At 71.2% G+C, this 15436-nt stretch carries 13 protein-coding genes; 3 read left to right on the top strand and 10 right to left on the bottom strand.

What is annotated here, in order from left to right:
- Nucleotides 1–182 precede the first annotated feature (182 nt).
- Together ACFV3E_RS26635 and ACFV3E_RS26630 are read left to right on the top strand one after the other, a co-directional pair.
- Nucleotides 183–626 (top strand): MerR family transcriptional regulator, encoded by a 444-nt coding sequence (locus ACFV3E_RS26635; RefSeq protein WP_500536934.1) that lies wholly within the window; start codon nt 183–185, stop codon nt 624–626.
- 13 nt (nt 627–639) lie between these two features.
- Nucleotides 640–1680 carry an SDR family oxidoreductase gene (locus ACFV3E_RS26630; protein WP_500536933.1) on the top strand — a complete coding sequence of 347 codons (1041 nt, stop codon included), beginning with the start codon at nt 640–642 and terminating at the stop codon, nt 1678–1680.
- Between the two features lie 13 nt (nt 1681–1693).
- On the opposite strand, the gene ACFV3E_RS26625 is transcribed toward ACFV3E_RS26630, so the two are convergent.
- Nucleotides 1694–2278: a hypothetical protein gene (locus ACFV3E_RS26625; protein ID WP_500536932.1), complete on the bottom strand. Its 585-nt coding sequence runs from the start codon at nt 2276–2278 to the stop codon at nt 1694–1696.
- 258 nt (nt 2279–2536) lie between these two features.
- Here ACFV3E_RS26625 and ACFV3E_RS26620 point away from each other — a divergent pair, with 258 nt between their 5' ends.
- Nucleotides 2537–3382, top strand: a complete 846-nt coding sequence (locus ACFV3E_RS26620; protein WP_500536931.1) for a phosphotransferase — start codon at nt 2537–2539, stop codon at nt 3380–3382.
- Nucleotides 3383–3595: 213 nt separating this feature from the next.
- Here ACFV3E_RS26620 and ACFV3E_RS26615 read toward each other — a convergent pair whose 3' ends face one another.
- The 9 genes from ACFV3E_RS26615 to ACFV3E_RS26575 all read right to left on the bottom strand — a co-directional run bounded on the left by ACFV3E_RS26615 (nt 3596) and on the right by ACFV3E_RS26575 (nt 15415).
- Nucleotides 3596–4411, bottom strand: coding sequence for an alpha/beta fold hydrolase (locus ACFV3E_RS26615; RefSeq protein ID WP_500536930.1), 816 nt, complete (start codon nt 4409–4411; stop codon nt 3596–3598).
- A 492-nt stretch (nt 4412–4903) separates the two neighbouring features.
- Nucleotides 4904–5785 (bottom strand): twin-arginine translocase subunit TatC, encoded by an 882-nt coding sequence (gene tatC, locus ACFV3E_RS26610; RefSeq protein ID WP_500536929.1) that lies wholly within the window; start codon nt 5783–5785, stop codon nt 4904–4906.
- A 67-nt stretch (nt 5786–5852) separates the two neighbouring features.
- Entirely contained in the window at nt 5853–6119 is a 267-nt protein-coding gene (gene tatA / locus ACFV3E_RS26605; protein ID WP_500536928.1) for a Sec-independent protein translocase subunit TatA, read from the bottom strand.
- Nucleotides 6120–6285: 166 nt separating this feature from the next.
- A complete protein-coding gene (locus ACFV3E_RS26600) occupies nt 6286–6693 on the bottom strand; it encodes a twin-arginine translocase TatA/TatE family subunit (RefSeq protein ID WP_500536927.1) in 408 nt (135 codons plus the stop codon).
- Between the two features lie 356 nt (nt 6694–7049).
- A complete protein-coding gene (locus ACFV3E_RS26595; RefSeq protein WP_500536926.1) occupies nt 7050–8171 on the bottom strand; it encodes an alpha/beta fold hydrolase in 1122 nt (373 codons plus the stop codon).
- Between the two features lie 189 nt (nt 8172–8360).
- Nucleotides 8361–8834, bottom strand: a complete 474-nt coding sequence (locus ACFV3E_RS26590) for a VOC family protein (RefSeq protein ID WP_500536925.1) — start codon at nt 8832–8834, stop codon at nt 8361–8363.
- A gap of 358 nt (nt 8835–9192) precedes the next feature.
- Entirely contained in the window at nt 9193–9558 is a 366-nt protein-coding gene (locus ACFV3E_RS26585) for a YciI family protein (RefSeq protein ID WP_500536924.1), read from the bottom strand.
- 51 nt (nt 9559–9609) lie between these two features.
- Complete coding sequence (locus tag ACFV3E_RS26580; RefSeq protein WP_500536923.1) at nt 9610–12603, bottom strand: glycoside hydrolase family 2 TIM barrel-domain containing protein; 2994 nt, start codon at nt 12601–12603, stop codon at nt 9610–9612.
- A gap of 82 nt (nt 12604–12685) precedes the next feature.
- The gene (locus tag ACFV3E_RS26575; protein ID WP_500536922.1) at nt 12686–15415 is read right to left on the bottom strand and encodes a glycoside hydrolase family 38 N-terminal domain-containing protein; all 2730 of its coding nucleotides are present in this window, start codon (nt 15413–15415) and stop codon (nt 12686–12688) included.
- Nucleotides 15416–15436: the final 21 nt, after the last annotated feature.

Raw genomic sequence — 15436 nt, 5'->3', positions numbered from 1 at the left:
CACGCCCTGCCTGAAGCTTAGGTAAGGCTACACTAAGTTCCCCTCGGGGGTGAGGTCCCCCGGAGACGTACCAGGCCCCGCAGCGGACGACGCGCCCGGGCCGTGGCGAAGTGACCCCGGCCACGTGCGCACCCCACGCTTGACCTCAAGCGCTTGAGGTTCCGAAGACTGAGGACGTGGCAATGACAGACGCCCCGCCGGTGTCGATCCAGGAGGTGTCGCGACGCAGCGGCCTCTCCGAGCCGACACTGCGCTACTACGAGAAGATCGGCCTCATCGGCCCGGTCCCCCGTGACGAGAGCAGCGGCCACCGCCGCTACGGCGCTTCCGTGGTGGAGAGGATCGAGGCCCTCAGCTGCCTCAAGGCGACCGGGATGAGCGTGCGCGACATGCACGCCTACCTCCGCCACCTCGACGCGGAGGCGGACGCCGACCGGGCCGTGCAACTGCGCGACCTGTTCCGGCGCAACGCCGACCGGGTGGCCGGGGAGCTCGAGCGGATGCGGGTCCGCCTGCGGTACCTGCGGCTCAAGACCGACCTGTGGGACGCGCGGGAGCGGGGCGACGACGACGCGGAGCAGCGTGCCGTGGACGAACTCACGCGCACGGTGCCCGATCTGAGATAGGGAAGAGAACACCATGTACGACCTGAACCCCGGCTCCGGACCCGTCCTCGTGACGGGCGGCAGCGGCTACCTCGGCTCGCACGTCGTCGACGCGCTGCTGCGCGCCGGCCACCGGGTGCGCACCACCGTCCGGTCGCTGGACCGCGCGGAGGACGTCCGCGCGACGGCGGCCCGGGCGGGCGCCGACCACGGACGGCTGGAGATCCTCGCCGCGGACCTGGGCGCGGACGAGGGCTGGGCGGAGGCGGTGAAGGGCTGCGAGCACGTCCTGCACGTGGCGTCGCCCTTCCCGGCCCGGCATCCCCGCCACGAGGACGAGGTCGTCGTCCCGGCCCGGGACGGAGCACTGCGCGTACTGCGGGCGGCGCGTGACCACGGCGTCCGGCGCGTGGTGATGACCTCGTCCTTCGCCGCCGTCGGCTACAGCCGTACGGGCGGCGGCGCCTACGACGAGAGCGACTGGACCGACCCGGGGGACGACCTGACCCCCTACGTCAAGTCCAAGGCGGTCGCCGAGCGCGCCGCATGGGACTTCGCCGGCGCCGAGGGAGGTGGGCTCGAACTGACCGTGATCAATCCGCCCGGGATCTTCGGCCCCGTGCTGGACCGGCACCTGTCCGCCTCGGTGGGGCTCGTCAAGGCGATGCTGGAGGGGGCCCTGCCGGTGGTCCCGCCGCAGTACTTCGACGTGGCCGACGTGCGGGACGTGGCGGAGGCCCACCTGCGGGCGATGACGGAACCGGCCGCCGCGGGCGAGCGCTTCCTCATCGGCACCGGTACGGCGACGAGCCTCTTCGCGATGGCCCGCGTCCTGGCGAACGGACTGGGCGAGCGCGCCGCGAAGGTGCCGGCCCGGGAACTCACTCCTGAGGAGGTGCGGGAGGGCGCGCGCACCGACCCGGCGCTGCGGGAGGCGGCGGGTCAGCTGGGCAAGGTGCCGGTGCTCCGCACCGACAAGGCGCGCGCAATGCTGGGCTGGGAGCCCCGCCCCGTGGAGACGACGGTCCTCGACACCGCCGAGAGCCTGATCCGGCTGGGGCTGGTCGACGTCTGACACCCCGTGCGGGTCACGTCGGCCAGTCGTACCCGAGGGTGAAGTTGACCACCACGGCGAAGGTCAGGTACAGCAGCCAGGCGGCGGTCAGCAGGCGGAACAGCCCCATCACGCGCTCCGCGACGGGCACGCCGACCGACATGACGAACTTGCTGAGGTAGACGGCGAAGAGCCCGACGAAGACCAGCCCGACGGGCCAGTCGTGGACCGCGAAGAACACCGTCGCGCCGAGGGCCGACAGGACCATGTAGGCCACGCCGACCCCGGCGTTGACGCGTGCGTCGTTGCCGCGGTAGCGGTCCCAGCCGAGCGCGAACCAGTGGATGCCGTACGCGGTGAAGGCCAGCGCGGCCATGTAGAGCGGCGGCTCCTTGAACACCTCGAACCAGGTGAGGCCGACGAAGAGGATGACGCCGGCCAGGAGCTGGCACAAGCCCGGCAGCCAGATGCCCCAGACGCCCATCGCCCGGTCGACCCGCTCGTCCCTCTTGGGCCAGCCGAACAGTTCCTGGGAGCCCCAGACCAGGTAGCCGGTCGCGAGGCCGAAGAAACCGAGCGCGAGCGGCGGATAAACCGAAGGTTCAAACATCACATCCATTAGTCCATTATTCACCTAAATGGGTGATATTTCACATTCAACCTATAAGGAGATGTGGTAGCCGCGTTTCGGAGAGGTTGATGACGGACCGACCCGGGTCCGTCACCCTCCGTCACGCGGCGCCGCCGTACTGTCCCGGACGACCAACTGCGTCGCGAGTCAGCCCGAATGATGTTGCCGCGGCTCGCCGAGCTGGAGAAGGATCTACAGCTGTTGCCCCGAGGCGTGTATGCGCGCTCGACAATGAGGGAGGACGATATGGAGCCACGGGAACTCCGCCGCGCAGCTGAGGCAGGACGGGCCACCGCGTCGGAGCTGGGCCTTCAGGTCGAGGACGTGGTCGTCATCCACAACTCGGACCGCGTCGCGCTGCGCCTGGTCCCTTGCGATGTTCTGGCCCGGGTCGCCCCTTCGGGGCATCTGGCCGACTCCGAGTTCGAAGTGGAGGTTGCCCGCCGCCTCGCCGACGTCGACGCTCCCGTGGCCGAGCTGGACCCAAGGGTCGACCCCCGCGTCCATGTGCGTGATGCCTTCGCCATCTCGCTCTGGACGTACTACGAACCTGTGGGATCGCAGATCGCGCCGGCCGACTACGCGGAGGCGTTCATGCGGCACCATGCCGCACTGCGCCGGATCGAACTGGACGCACCGCATGTCACCGATCGAGTCGCCGCGGCACTGGGAGAAGTGAACGACGGGGAGCGGTCCCCCGAGCTGCCCGATTCCGACCGGGAACTCCTCCGCGACACACTTGGTGGTCTGAGTGCCGCGGTCGGCATCGGCGAGGCCGGCGACCAGCTGTTGCACGGCGAGCCGCATCCGGGCAATCTCCTCAACACGAAGAGGGGGCCGCTCTTCGTGGACCTCGCCACGTGCTGCCGTGGGCCGGTCGAGTTCGATCTCGCCCATGCGCCCGATGAAGTGGGAAAGCACTATGCGGGGGCCGACCACGACTTGATTCACCGGTGCCGCGCCCTGAACCGGGCGATGTTCTCGGCCTGGCGCTGGCGCCGAGACGACCAAATGCCCGACCGGGACCACTGGAGGGTGGAGGGGCTCCACCAGGTTCGTGCCGCACTAGGACATGTCCGGCCGATCATGTGACTACTCGCCGTTCGGGTCGTTGATGTGGACATGGGGGGGGCGGGGTGACTTGAGTGATGCCCCGTGGGAACGGCTGCGGCCGTTCCTGCCGGTCGGCAGGCGCGGGCCGTGCGACCCGGAGACGGCGCGGCGTCACCGCAACGGCGTCCCATTCGCGACCCTGTTTCCCCCGATCCGGGGCTTCGAGCCGGAGAGCATCGTGTCCCGGCGGGGTCAGTTCGACCGCCACCAGTCGTTGACGATCCTGGCGTACTCGTCCGGGGCTTCCTCCCAGACGAAGTGGCCGGCATCGACGATGTCGAGCTTGCTATGGGGCAGGTGCCGGTGCAGATATTCAGCGTTTTCCACCGGCACCACCTGGTCGTCGCGGCCACCGATGACCTGTACGGGTGTCTGGATGCCGGGCAGCAACCCGCGCAGGACCGGTAGGTCCTGACGGAAGGCGCGGAGGTACGGCATCTGGTCCACCATCCGCCGGCCCACGTAGGAGCCCAGGTAGTCCTCGCGCACGATCTCCGGCATCGCATAGCCCTTGATCTTGTTGATGGCGATTGTCACGATGTCCTTGGGGCCCAGCTTCCGGATCGGCGCCAGGTCTTCGGCGTGCACCCAATCGTGCAGCGGGGCTCCCAGCCGCAGCGGAGCCGACGCCCCACCGCTGCCCACGACGGCGCTGCGGAATCGGTCGGGGTGCTGGGCCGCGGCAAACAGCGTCGCGCTGGTACCGATGTCCGGGCCCACGACGTGCGGCTTGGCCATTTCGAACACGTCGGCGATCCGCACTATGAATTCGCCCATCGCCCTGGGCGTCAGCAGGTCTTCCCGGAGTTCGGAATGACCGAACCCCGGCAGGTCCACTGCGACCAGGTGGGTGTGCTCGGCCAACTGCGACCAGGTTGCGTGGTAGGCGTAGAGACTCTCCGGAAACGGACTCAGCAGCAGTGCCTGCCGGTCACGGGGTCCGTCGCTCTCGGCGAAGCGAATGGACAGCCCGTCGATCCGCCGGAAGCGTGGTTCGATCTCACTCATGTGCTTGTCCTCATTCTTGGCATTGGCCTGGTTCGGCCATCAGACAATTTCCCCCACCGTCCAACCTGCCGCCAGACCGGCTCCTCGGCGAGGTCGGCCGCGAGCACGGTGGACCTGAGCCCGGTGTCCCCGCGCCGGGCCGGCTGCTCGGCGTAACAGCGGCCGATCCCCGAGGACGCGCCCGCGGCGGGGCCTCGTGACGCCCGGGCGGCTCGCCACACACGTCCCGTCCCGCCTCAGGACGAGGGCGTTGCCGTCCGAGTGATCGACGCCTCCGCCGCCGAGACCGGCGCCGAAGGTCAGACCGGGACCGGCGCCCTCCGCCTGGTCACCGCGCCCCTGGACCGCGACGGCCATCCGGCGGCCGATCCCGGCCGCATCTCGCTGACGATGGTCGTGCGGACCGCCTGTCTCACCGTGATCAACACCGACAGCCCCTCATCGGACACCCTGCCGCGGGGCGGCGGGCCGCCGGGCGTCACAAGGGCCGCGTCACGGTCGGCTGACGCCGATGTTCTCGGGGGGTTCGACGGGCGCCGGTGTCAGGTCCAAGGAGGATGCTGGGACGTCCTCCGGGCTTTCGTCCGGCCCGGCGCTGCCGGTGCGTCCGCGTCGGTGGTCGTTGCACCAGGCGATGGCGCAGGCTGCCAGGTAGAGCAGGCTGATCGGTGCGGCGAGCAGGAGCATGCTGAGGGGGTCGGTGCTGGGGGTGGCGATCGCGGCGAAGAGGGTGATGCCCATGAGCATGGCGCGCCACCAGCCGGTCATTCGGCGTGCGGTGATGATGCCGCCGAGGTTCAGCAGTACGAGGAGGAGGGGGAGTTCGAAGGAGAGGCCGAAGACGAGGACCATGCGGGTGGCCAGGTCGAGGAAGTCGTCGACGGGTAGGAGGTTGGTGGCGTTGTCGGGGGTGAAGGAGATCAGTACTCGTGCTGTGGTCGGGAGTGTCCAGTAGGCCACGGCGGCGCCTGTGAGGAACAGGGGGATGCCGGCTCCGAGGAAGGCGAGTGTGTACTTCTTCTCGTTGCGGTGGAGTGCCGGTGCGACGAAGGCCCACAGTTGGTAGAGCCATACCGGGCTGGAGGCGATGACTCCTGCGGTGATGGACACTTTCAGTGCGAGGCTGAAGGGTGAGAGAAGTCCGTTGAGGGAGATCAGGCCGCAGTGCCCTGCGTTGTCGTGGCCGGTCAGTCGGCCTGGAGTGCAGCCTGGCAGGGGGTCGATGAGGAATCCGATCAGCTGCCGGTAGAAGAGGGCCGCGACGACTGTCACGAGGAGGATTGCTCCGACGGCCTTGATCAGGCGGTTGCGTAGCTCGCGCAGGTGCTCTGCCAGGGGCATCCGCGCCGCGTCGGGCGTCGTCAGGGTGGGCATGGGACACTCCCGGTCTCATCCTGCGCGGCACCGGGTCGCGCATGTGTCGGTCGGTGGACTGGGCGCATCAGCGTCGATCAGGGGTGGTTTCCTCGGCTGCTCGGTGGGCGGTGTGCCGGGAGTCGGGTGCGGGGTGCAGGACAGGGGCGGCAGCGCTGGTTGAGGGGGCGTCCGCGGCCGCATCGTCCCTGTGCATGGCCTTGGTCTCGCTCTTGAGGATCCGCAGGGACTGCCCGAAGGAACGGGCCATGTCGGGAAGGCGCTTGGCACCGAAGAGGAGCAGGACGACGACGAGGATGAGGATGATCTCGGGGGCTCCGAGCCTGCCGAACATGGGCGTTTCCTTTTCTGGAGTACTGAGGGACACGGGAGCGGCGCTCCTGTACGGGTGGCCTGGCGGCCGGTGGATGGGGGACGCTTGTCCCGGGTGTTGAGGGATGTGCCGACCGGCCGGGCCGACGGCGCGGGGCCGACGGCGAGGGCTGGTGGGTGGATTGCCGTCAGTGGTCCCTGGGGTGCTCCGCGCTGGTGCCTGCTTGGGGCCGGTGGTCGGTGGTCACGGGAATCGGGCCGGGGTTCTTCCGGGGCGGTGCCGGGGGGCCGGCCGGCGGTTGTCCCTCACGGTCGAAGTCGGAGGTCAGCTCGGTAAGGCCCAGACCCAGGCTCTCGGCAGTGGGCAGGTGTTTGGTCAGAAGTGCCTTCGGGTTGAGATCCCCGGAGGTCAGGTCCTGTAGCTCAGGGGGCAGTTCGCTGCGGATGGCGACCTGCGCGCTCTGCGAAAGCTCGCGGATCCTGCGCAGGGTCCGCACGGTGTCGGACACCATCTTGGGGAGCTTGTCGGGCCCGACCAGAATGACGGCCAGCACGATCAGTGTGACGACTTCGAGCGGGCCTATGTCGGAGAACATCCATGACTCCCGTCGGGGAAGGTGAGGACTCCGCCGCTGCGGGGCAGACGGCGGGCGGACCGTGTCGGGGCAGCCGCCCGGACACGGCCTCCGCCCGAAGGGGGCCGCACGACGCTGTGCGGCCCCCCGTGCCGGCCGGGTGCGGCTGCGCCATCAGGTGGCGTTCGCCCCCGGCCCCTGCCCGCCGGGGTACCCGGCGGGCAGGACGGCCACAATCAGAGGTCGTGGCCGTGGGACCAGGGCAGGAGACGGGCGGACCGACGAAGCTCTTCGGTGAAGAGCTGTGGCTGTGACCACGCCGGTCGAGCTCGTTCCTGTCTCGTCAGGGGCCTGCCCAGAAGTCCGGGCATTGGCCGCTAGCGACGCGAGGCGGATGCGCGGTACGGGGCCAGGAACGCGGTCAGTGCCGCCACCGTGGCCTCGGGGGCCTGCTCGGCGAACCAGTGGCCGGCGCCGGGGATGGACACGGTCTGCACGTCCTCCGCGAGGGGCTTCATCGCCTCCCCTACCTTCTCGCCCGCGGCTTCCGCTCCGCCGATCCCCAGGACGGGCATCGTCAGCTTCTTCTTCGCGCGCTCCGCGTTCTGCGTGCTCCAAACGCCCCACGCCCGGTAGAACTCGAAGCTGCCACGCAGGGACTCGGGGTTGGAGAGCAGACGGACGTAGTAGTCGCGCGCGTAGCGGGGCAGCTTGTTGCTGCCGGCCTGGATGTCGAACTCGTAGCCGAAGAAGATGTCCTCCCGTCCGCTGACGAGTTGTTCGGTCACCTTGCTGTCGACCCGGTTGAAGGGGATGTGCCAGAGGTGGTTGTTGGTGGCGTCGTCGATGAACAGGGGCGGTGAGGGACGCGCTCCCGGAGGGCCGGGGACCTCGCCGAGGGCCACGGCGGCGACCCGGTCCGGGTGATCCGAGGCCAGCGCGTAGCCGATCGGCATTCCGGTGTCGGTGCCGACCACGGCGAACCGCCGGTGGCCGAGCGCGTCCATCAGCGCGACCAGGTCGTTGGCGATGGTGCGGGTGTCGTACCCGTCCTGAGGCTTGTCGGTCAGCCCGATACCGCGCTGGTCGACTGCGACGACCGTGAAGTCCCGGGCCAGCGCCGGCATGACCATGCGCCAGGCGTACCAGTTCTGCGGCCAGCCGTGCACCAGCAGCAGCGGCGGGCCGTCACCTCCGATGACCACGTGCTGACGCAGCCCGCCGGCCCGCACGAACCTGCTGGAGAACGTCTTGGTGAACCCCGCCGGGAGCATCGGAGCGGTGGAGACCGAGCCGAAACCACTCGGCCTGCGCATGGAGGGGGCGGCTGTGGCGGACGGCGTCAATCCGCCGACCAGCGAGATCCCGGCGGCGGCAGCAGCGGAAGCAGCCGCGCCGCCGACGAAGGCGCGTCGCGAGAACCCGCGCCGGGCACGGTGTGAGGCCGGCTTCGGGCCGGAGCCTTCTTGCGCGGGCGGCTCTATGGGAGTCATGTTCATGAGAATTTCCTTACGCAAAGTTTCTCGGGCGTCATGGCGTGGCCGGGACCTGGACAGCGAGGAGCATGTGCGCTCGGTGCTGGAATCCGGCCCGCCGACGGTGTCGGGGCTGCGCCCGAGGGCTGGGAGGGCCCGGCTGCCGCGCGGGCTGGTCTGGGCCCGTGGCGCCCCGGGGCGGCCGGCCTGGTGTCAGCGGCCGGGGAGCCGCTGCGTGATCTCCTGGAGCACCCAGCCGTTGCCGTCGGGGTCGCTGAAAGTGGCGAAGGAGCCGTAGGAGGCGCGGTCGGGGTGCGGGCCCGTGAGCCGCTCCTGGCCCTCGATCCGGTGGGTGGCCTCTCCGGCGTCGTGGCCGTGGTAGAGGAGTCCGCCGGCGTCGTGGAAGATCTCGCTGAGGGTGATGCCGCGGCCGACGAGCTCCGCGTGGGCCTTCTCGATGTCGGAGACGATCAGGTACAGGCCCTGCGCCGAACCCGGCGCGGCGGATGTGATCCCCTTGCCGAAGATGATCGAGCCCTCGGAGCCGGGCGGTGTGAACTGCACCCCACGCCAGTCCTCACTGGGGGCCTTGTCGAGATCCAGACGGAATCCCGCCTGCTCGTAGAAGGCCTTGGCCCGATCGACGTCGGACACGGGCAGCACGATGACTTCGAGCTTCAGGTCCATGGGAATGTCCTAATAGTAGACCGGTCGGCTAATAAATTGGAGCATATGCGCCTATTGGCGATGTGGCAAGGACTCGCCCCACGCAGGGTACGGCGGTATGGGCCGGACGCGGCGAGCGGCACCGATGCACGGCAGGCAGTGGCCCGAACCGGTCCGGGAACCACCCAGCCTCGATCCACCGGCCGGCTCCCGATGTGATCTTTGGGCTACGCCTTCCTCGGCACCGCCACCGCAGCAGCTCTCGTCATCCGGCTCCGAACATGATCGACCGACCGGACGAGTCGTGGATCGCTGCGGACTGGGCTGAACCCAGGACGGAGGGGACCCCCCACGCCTGCCGCGCCGCTGTGACGTCCGGTCAGTTCCCCTCCATCCCGAACGAGTCGTGGACGGGGCGCACCTCGACCGCCACGACGTGGAAGTCGACGACCCGGCCGGCGATCTCCCTCGCACGTTCCGGGCTCGCGCAGTCGACCACGTAGTAGGCGGTCACCTGCTCCCTCGCCTCCGCGAGCGGTCCGTCCGCCGTCGTCGTGCCGTCCCCGCGCAGCCGGATCGTCGTGGTGTCCCTGGGGTAGGCGAGTCCGGCCCCGTTCAGCAGCTCGCCGGTGTCCGCGAGATCCTTGTGCAGCTCGTCGTGCCGGCGGAACACCTCGGAGCGCTCCTCGGCGGTCATCGCCTCGGTCGCCGCGGGGTCGGCGTACATCAGCACCAGGTATTTCATGCCACCACCCTGGCAGAAGGCCGCTCGTCGCGGCCTTCCGCCAGGGGGACTTCAGCCCGCCGTGATGCGGAGCCTGATCGTCCGGGACTCCGGGCGCAGCGCGAACTCGGGCCACACGTCGGGCCCGCACGCCCGGGAGCCGAGGCCGTGCTGGGCCGCGTCGACGAACAGGTGACTGGTCGCCGACTCCGGGAGCTCGAACGGGTGCGCCGCCCGGGCGATCTGCTGCGGTGTGTGGCGGCTGAGCGTGAAGCCGGGGAGGCGCCCCTGTCCGTCCGGGACGGCCACGAAGCGCAGCACTCCGGCGCCGCCACTGGTCAGTTCCAGCCGTCGCAGGCGGGAGCGGTGCCCGGTCTCCTGGGGGCGCGCGTAGGCGACGGAGAGCTCGTCGACGCCGGCGGAGAAGCGGCCGGTGCGCGCCGCGCGGAGGCTGTCGGGGTAGGACTCGTGCGGGCCCAGGCCGAACCACTCGGCGCCGTCGACGGGGGCGGCGCCGTCGGGCAGGTCGAAACGGACGCCGATGCGCGGCCACACGGTCGTCCAGCCGCCCGACGGCTGGATCTCCACCCGCAGTTCGAGCTCGTCCCCCTGGAGGGACCAGACGGTCTCCACCGTCACCGACGACGCGGTGTTCGCCGCGGACACCCTGGCGACGGTCCGCAGCGCGTCCGTGGCGGTCTCCACCGACAGCACCCGCGTGGTCAGCCGGTCCAGGCCTTCGCCACGCCAGAGTTCGGCGTTGGAGACCCCGGGGACGTGGGCGTCGCTCTCCTCGGCCACCCCCGAGGTGCCCTCGTCGTTGTCGGTCGGGGCACGGAACAGTTCCAGCCGCGGGCCCGCCACGGCGCGGCCGGCGAGCCGTACCAGGTCCCCGCCGGCGAACTCGGCGATGCCGAGCGTCAGCGTCCCCTCGCTCCGCCGCCAGTCGGCCGGAAGACGGACGGCGGGCACGGCACGTCGGGCCGAACGGTCCAGCTGGGCGGTCGCGACCACATGGCCCTCGCTCGCCCACGCGGTGCCGGCCGCCAGGACCGCGTCCAGGGTGAGCCAGGTCTCCGCATCCCGCGACACCGCGATACGCGGCAGCGGCACGCGCGCCGACCCGCCCGCCACGACGACGGGCACGTCCAGGTCCCCGGCGTCCACGGGCGTCCCGTCGTGCTCGACGCGCCAGCGGAAGCGCAGGTCGGCGGTGTCGGCCGAGTGCCGCAGATTGGTGATCGTCACCACGCGGTCGCCCTCGTCGTCGCCCGCCTCGAAGGTGAAGCGGACCGGCTGCACGACCGCCTTGAACTCGTGGAGGCCGGGGGTCGGGACGTCGTCGCTGAGCACCATCCCGTCCATCACGAAGTTGCCGTCGTGCACGACCTCCCCGAAGTCGCCGCCGTAGGCGTAGTAGGGCCTGCCGTCCGGGGCCGTCGTCAGGATGCCGTGGTCGCGCCATTCCCAGACGAAGCCGCCGTGCAGGCGCGGATGCCGGTGCACCAGCGCCTCGTACTGGTCGAGGGCGCCCGGCCCGTTGCCCATCGCGTGGGCGTACTCGCACAGCAGGAACGGCTTGGTGCGCTGCCGTGCGCCCTGCGAGGGGGTGCAGTCCTGCAGCGGGGTGCGCGAGCCGTCGGTCCCGATCTGCTCGGTCTCCGGCACCGAGGCGTACATGCGCGAGTAGACGTCCGTGTACGCGCCGGTGTGGTCGCCCTCGTAGTGCACGGGGCGTCCCGCGTCGCGGGCGTGCACCCAGGCCGACATCGCGGCGAGGTTGGCGCCGGTGCCCGCCTCGTTGCCGAGCGACCAGAGCACGATGCTGGGGTGGTTCTTGTCCCGTTCGACGGTGCGCCGGATCCGGTCCAGGTACGCCTCCCGCCACGCCGGGTCGTCGCTGGGGTTCCCGGCCCAGCCGACCTTGTCGAAGCCGTGCGTCTCCAGGTCGCACTCGAGGACGACCCAGAACCCGAGTTCGTCGGCGAGGTCGAGCAGCCGCGGATGCGGCGGGTAGTGGCTGGTGCGGATCGCGTTGACGTTGAACCGCTTCATCAGCGCCAGGTCCTCGCGCGCGTGCTCCTCGTCGAAGACACGGCCGCGCTCGGGGTGGGTCTCGTGGCGGTTCATCCCGTGGAAGACGACGCGGCGGCCGTTGACCAGGAACCGGTCGCCGCTGATCTCGACCGTGCGGAAGCCCGTCCGCACCGTGACGGTCTCCGCCGCCGAGGCCACGGTGACCTCGTACCGCCGCGGCACCTCGGCCGACCAGGGCTCCACACCGTCGACCTCGAACGGGGCCACCTCGGCCGCGGAGCCCCAGACCCGCTCGACGCCGAGCTCGGGGATGCGGAGGGTGACCGGGAACGCCGCCGCCTCCGCGGTGACCTCCGGGTCGATCCGGCCGCGCCCCCGCTCGAACCCGGTGCGCAGCCAGACGTCCTCGATGCCCCCGACCGGCCGCGCGATCAGGGTGACGTCGCGGAAGATGCCCGGCAGCCACCACTGGTCCTGGTCCTCGAGGTAGCTCGCCGCCGACCACTGGTGCACGCGCACGGCCACGAGGTTGTCGCCCGGGCGCACGGACGCGGTCACGTCGAACTCGTGGGCCAGCCGGCTGCCCGAGGCACTGCCGACCTCGTCGCCGTTCACCCACACCTTGAAGAGCGACTCCACGCCGTCGAAGCGCAGCACGACCCGCTCGGCCCGCGACCAGTCGGCCGGCAGGTCGAAGTGACGGCGGTAGTCGCCGGTCGGGTTCTCGTCCGGCACGTGGGGCGGGTCGATGGGGAAGGGGAACTGGATGTTGGTGTAGATGGGCCGGCCGTAGGCCCCGTCTCCCTGGAGCACCCAGTGGGAGGGCACCGGGATGTCGTCCCAGCCGCCGTCGTCGAATCCTTCGGCCGCGAAGTCGTCCGCCGCCGTCGCCGTGGGCGACAGACGGAACCGCCAGTGCCCGTTGAGCGAGCGGGAGGGGGCGTCGGAGTGCAGCCACGAGCGCGCCGGACGCAGCGCGCCACGCCCTGGGGTGGTGTCCGAAACATACGCGGAGAGCTCGGAGGGCAAGAGGTCACAACTCTTTCTTGGTAGCGAAAGGGGATCCGGTGTGCGGTCACGACCGCGGTCGGGGTCACGGCCGCGACCGCGGCTACCTGAGCACGATCGTCCGGATCTCCCACGGGCCGAGGGCGAGTTCGAGTGCGCCCTCCGCGGATGCGGTGGCCAGCGGCCGGCCGAGCAGGTCGACCGTGGTCACCCGGCCGAACGCGCCGGTGACGCGGGCCGTGGAGCCCGTGTCGCTCATCGCCACCAGCCGCACCTCGGTGCCGGCAACGAGGTCGTCGCCCGTGACGCGGCGGACGCTGGAGACGAAGACGTCCGTGCCGTCGACCCGCACGCCGGCCGCGTCGGGGGGCAACTGCCCACCCGCCGGCGCCGTACCGCGGGTGACCAGCACGTCGTTGCGGAACTCCTCGGCGAGGGCGACCGCGTCCGCGGCCTGCCAGCCGGTCGCCGACGGCAGGACGGCGAAGCGGTTCTCGACGCGCACCCCGAGGTCCTGCGCCCCCGGCGTGGGGATCTCGCTCGCCGCCGGCTCGTCGCGGAGCGGATGGATGTTGACGCTGATCGAGCCGATCGCGCGCAGGAGGGTCACGGCGAGTTCGGCGCCCCCGGCGGTGAGTTCGTACTCGGTGGCGTGGTCGAGCAGCACGGTGGCCGCGTCGGCCGACACGAAGGTGCTCGCGGGGAAGGTCGGGATCGGGTACTCGCCCCAGCCGCCCTCGGCGGTCAGCCCGCGCTCGGTGACGGCGAACTGCCCGGCCGACGCCGAGCCGGCCGCCGGCCGGGGGAGCGGGACGTGGAAGCGCAGCCGGTGGTCGGCGGCCTGGTTCAGGAACGACGTGGTGACGCGCACGAAGGGCTCGCCCGCGCGCAGCTCCACCAGGGTCTCCACCGGCGTCGGCACGATCCGGTCACCGCGTACGTCGCGGTCGGGGGAGAGCGCGGCGGGCCACGGGTACACGCGGGTGACGCGCACCCGCGACCGCAGCGGGCCGTTCTCGAGGAGTTCGACGGCGACCTCCGTCGGCTCCGAGACGAGCAGGTCGTGGGCCGGCGGGCCGTAGTTGTAGCTGTCGCCGCGGTCACCGCCGTCGACGAGACGGCCGACCCCGCGCAGCACGGTTCCGTCCGCCCCGGTCACCTCCAGGGTGCCGTCGGCGGCGATCACGACCTCGGCCAGCCCGTTCGACAGCGACCCGGCCGTCGCCGTCGCCGGCGCGAAGGCGGTCCCCGGTGCGGGCGCCCGCCCGGCCGGCGCGACCGTGAAGCTCGCGAGCCCGGAGGCGGGGACGGCGACCGGCACCAGGGCGGTCGCCCGTGCCTCCTCCAGCGTCAGCACCCGCCACTCACCCGGGTGCGCGGCGGCAGCGGCGGCGACCTCGCGGCGCAGGATCAGCAGGTCGAACGGACCGCTGGAGGGCACCTCGGTGAGGTGGAAGACGAGCGACCCCGCGGTGAGCTCGTAGTGGTCGATCTGGCGGCCGAACAGCTCGCGGCGGTGGATGCGGCGCAGCACCCGTTCGAGCTGCGAGGCGTCCATGCGCTCGTCGCTGAGCACGGTCGGCGCCTGCGCGACCAGCTGTACGGGGTGCTCCGAGCCGTCGGCCGCGGTCGCGACGAGGACGGTCCCCTCGGGCGGGGCCACCACGTCGACCTCGACCAGCGTCGTGCGCGGGACCGTCAGCGGGTTGGCGACCAGGTGGCCGTCGCTCGGCACGCGGGCGGCGGGTCCGGCCAGCGCCGCGTCCCGTACGGCGCGCGCGGCGTGCGCGGCCTCGGCGAGCCGTGCGTCGACCTGGTCGGCGGTCTCGTCCGTGCCGGAGCCGACGACCGAGTCGTGGGCGCTCGACTCGATGATCTTGTGCCAGGCGAGCGACAGGAACGGCGCGTCGTCACGTCCGGACCACAGCGCGTTCAGCCGCTCGGCGTGGTCGACGGTGCGCTCGGCGACGGCCATCCGGCGCTTGAGCCCGCGGCGTACCGAGAGCACGCCCGGGAGGATGTTGCCGCGTACGTGGCTGCGCAGTTCACCGGTGACGACGGCCGGGACCTCGTCGCGCGCGTGCTCCCGGATGTACTCGTCGAGCGTGGCGATGGTGATGGTGCGTCCCTCGCCCGAGGCCTGCCGCAGCCACTCCGCGAGGCGCGGGTCCGGCGCGTTGTGGTCGGTGCCGGCCATCGCGAGCACCGGGTCGTCGCCCCACCGCCCGGCCGTCATCTCCGCGTACTCGCCCAGCGCGCGCCCGATCTGATCGGGCACCAGCAGGACGTCGAGGCCGTTGTCGTAACCGTCGAAGAGGAACTCGGTGCGCACCTCCGAGCCGTCGGGGGCGCGCCAGCGGAAGGCGTGGCCGTCGACGGAGCCGGGCACCCCGCGCCACAGCGCCGCGTGCTCGATCCCGGCGCGCGCCAGGATCTGCGGCATCTGTGCGACGTGGCCGAACATGTCCGGGAGGTAGCCGATGGGCATGGAGCCGCCCAGCTCCGCCGCGGCCGCCCACCCCATCTGCAGGTTGCGGACGATGGTCTCGCCCGAGCAGAGGAACTCGTCGAGCAGGATCAGCCACGGCCCGATCGCGAGCCGGCCCTCGGCGACCAGGGCCGTGACGCGCTCGCGGTTCTCCGGCCGCATCTCTAGGTAGTCCTCGACCGCGGCCATCTGCCCGTCGACGGTGAAGCGGAAGTCCGGGTTCGTCTCGGCCGTCTCCAGCACGGTGTCCAGGGCGGTGACGAGCCGGTGCCGGAACACCTGGAAGGGCTCGTACCATTCCCGGTCCCAGTGGAAGTGGGGCACGAAGACGGCGGATCGGGGCATGGCAACGGGACCTTCTGTGCT

The sequence above is a fragment of the Streptomyces sp. NPDC059718 genome, from assembly GCF_042733315.1.
Lineage (GTDB): Bacteria > Actinomycetota > Actinomycetes > Streptomycetales > Streptomycetaceae > Actinacidiphila.
This window is presented reverse-complemented; position numbering and strand designations above follow the sequence as displayed.

Coding starts and splice junctions, on each gene's coding strand:
- ACFV3E_RS26635 (WP_500536934.1), top strand. CDS start 183: ATGACAGACGCCCCGCCGGTGTCGATCCAGGAGGTGTCGCGACGCAGC.
- ACFV3E_RS26630 (WP_500536933.1), top strand. CDS start 640: ATGTACGACCTGAACCCCGGCTCCGGACCCGTCCTCGTGACGGGCGGC.
- ACFV3E_RS26625 (WP_500536932.1), bottom strand. CDS start 2,278: ATGGATGTGATGTTTGAACCTTCGGTTTATCCGCCGCTCGCGCTCGGT.
- ACFV3E_RS26620 (WP_500536931.1), top strand. CDS start 2,537: ATGGAGCCACGGGAACTCCGCCGCGCAGCTGAGGCAGGACGGGCCACC.
- ACFV3E_RS26615 (WP_500536930.1), bottom strand. CDS start 4,411: ATGAGTGAGATCGAACCACGCTTCCGGCGGATCGACGGGCTGTCCATT.
- tatC (WP_500536929.1), bottom strand. CDS start 5,785: ATGCCCACCCTGACGACGCCCGACGCGGCGCGGATGCCCCTGGCAGAG.
- tatA (WP_500536928.1), bottom strand. CDS start 6,119: ATGTTCGGCAGGCTCGGAGCCCCCGAGATCATCCTCATCCTCGTCGTC.
- ACFV3E_RS26600 (WP_500536927.1), bottom strand. CDS start 6,693: ATGTTCTCCGACATAGGCCCGCTCGAAGTCGTCACACTGATCGTGCTG.
- ACFV3E_RS26595 (WP_500536926.1), bottom strand. CDS start 8,171: ATGAACATGACTCCCATAGAGCCGCCCGCGCAAGAAGGCTCCGGCCCG.
- ACFV3E_RS26590 (WP_500536925.1), bottom strand. CDS start 8,834: ATGGACCTGAAGCTCGAAGTCATCGTGCTGCCCGTGTCCGACGTCGAT.
- ACFV3E_RS26585 (WP_500536924.1), bottom strand. CDS start 9,558: ATGAAATACCTGGTGCTGATGTACGCCGACCCCGCGGCGACCGAGGCG.
- ACFV3E_RS26575 (WP_500536922.1), bottom strand. CDS start 15,415: ATGCCCCGATCCGCCGTCTTCGTGCCCCACTTCCACTGGGACCGGGAA.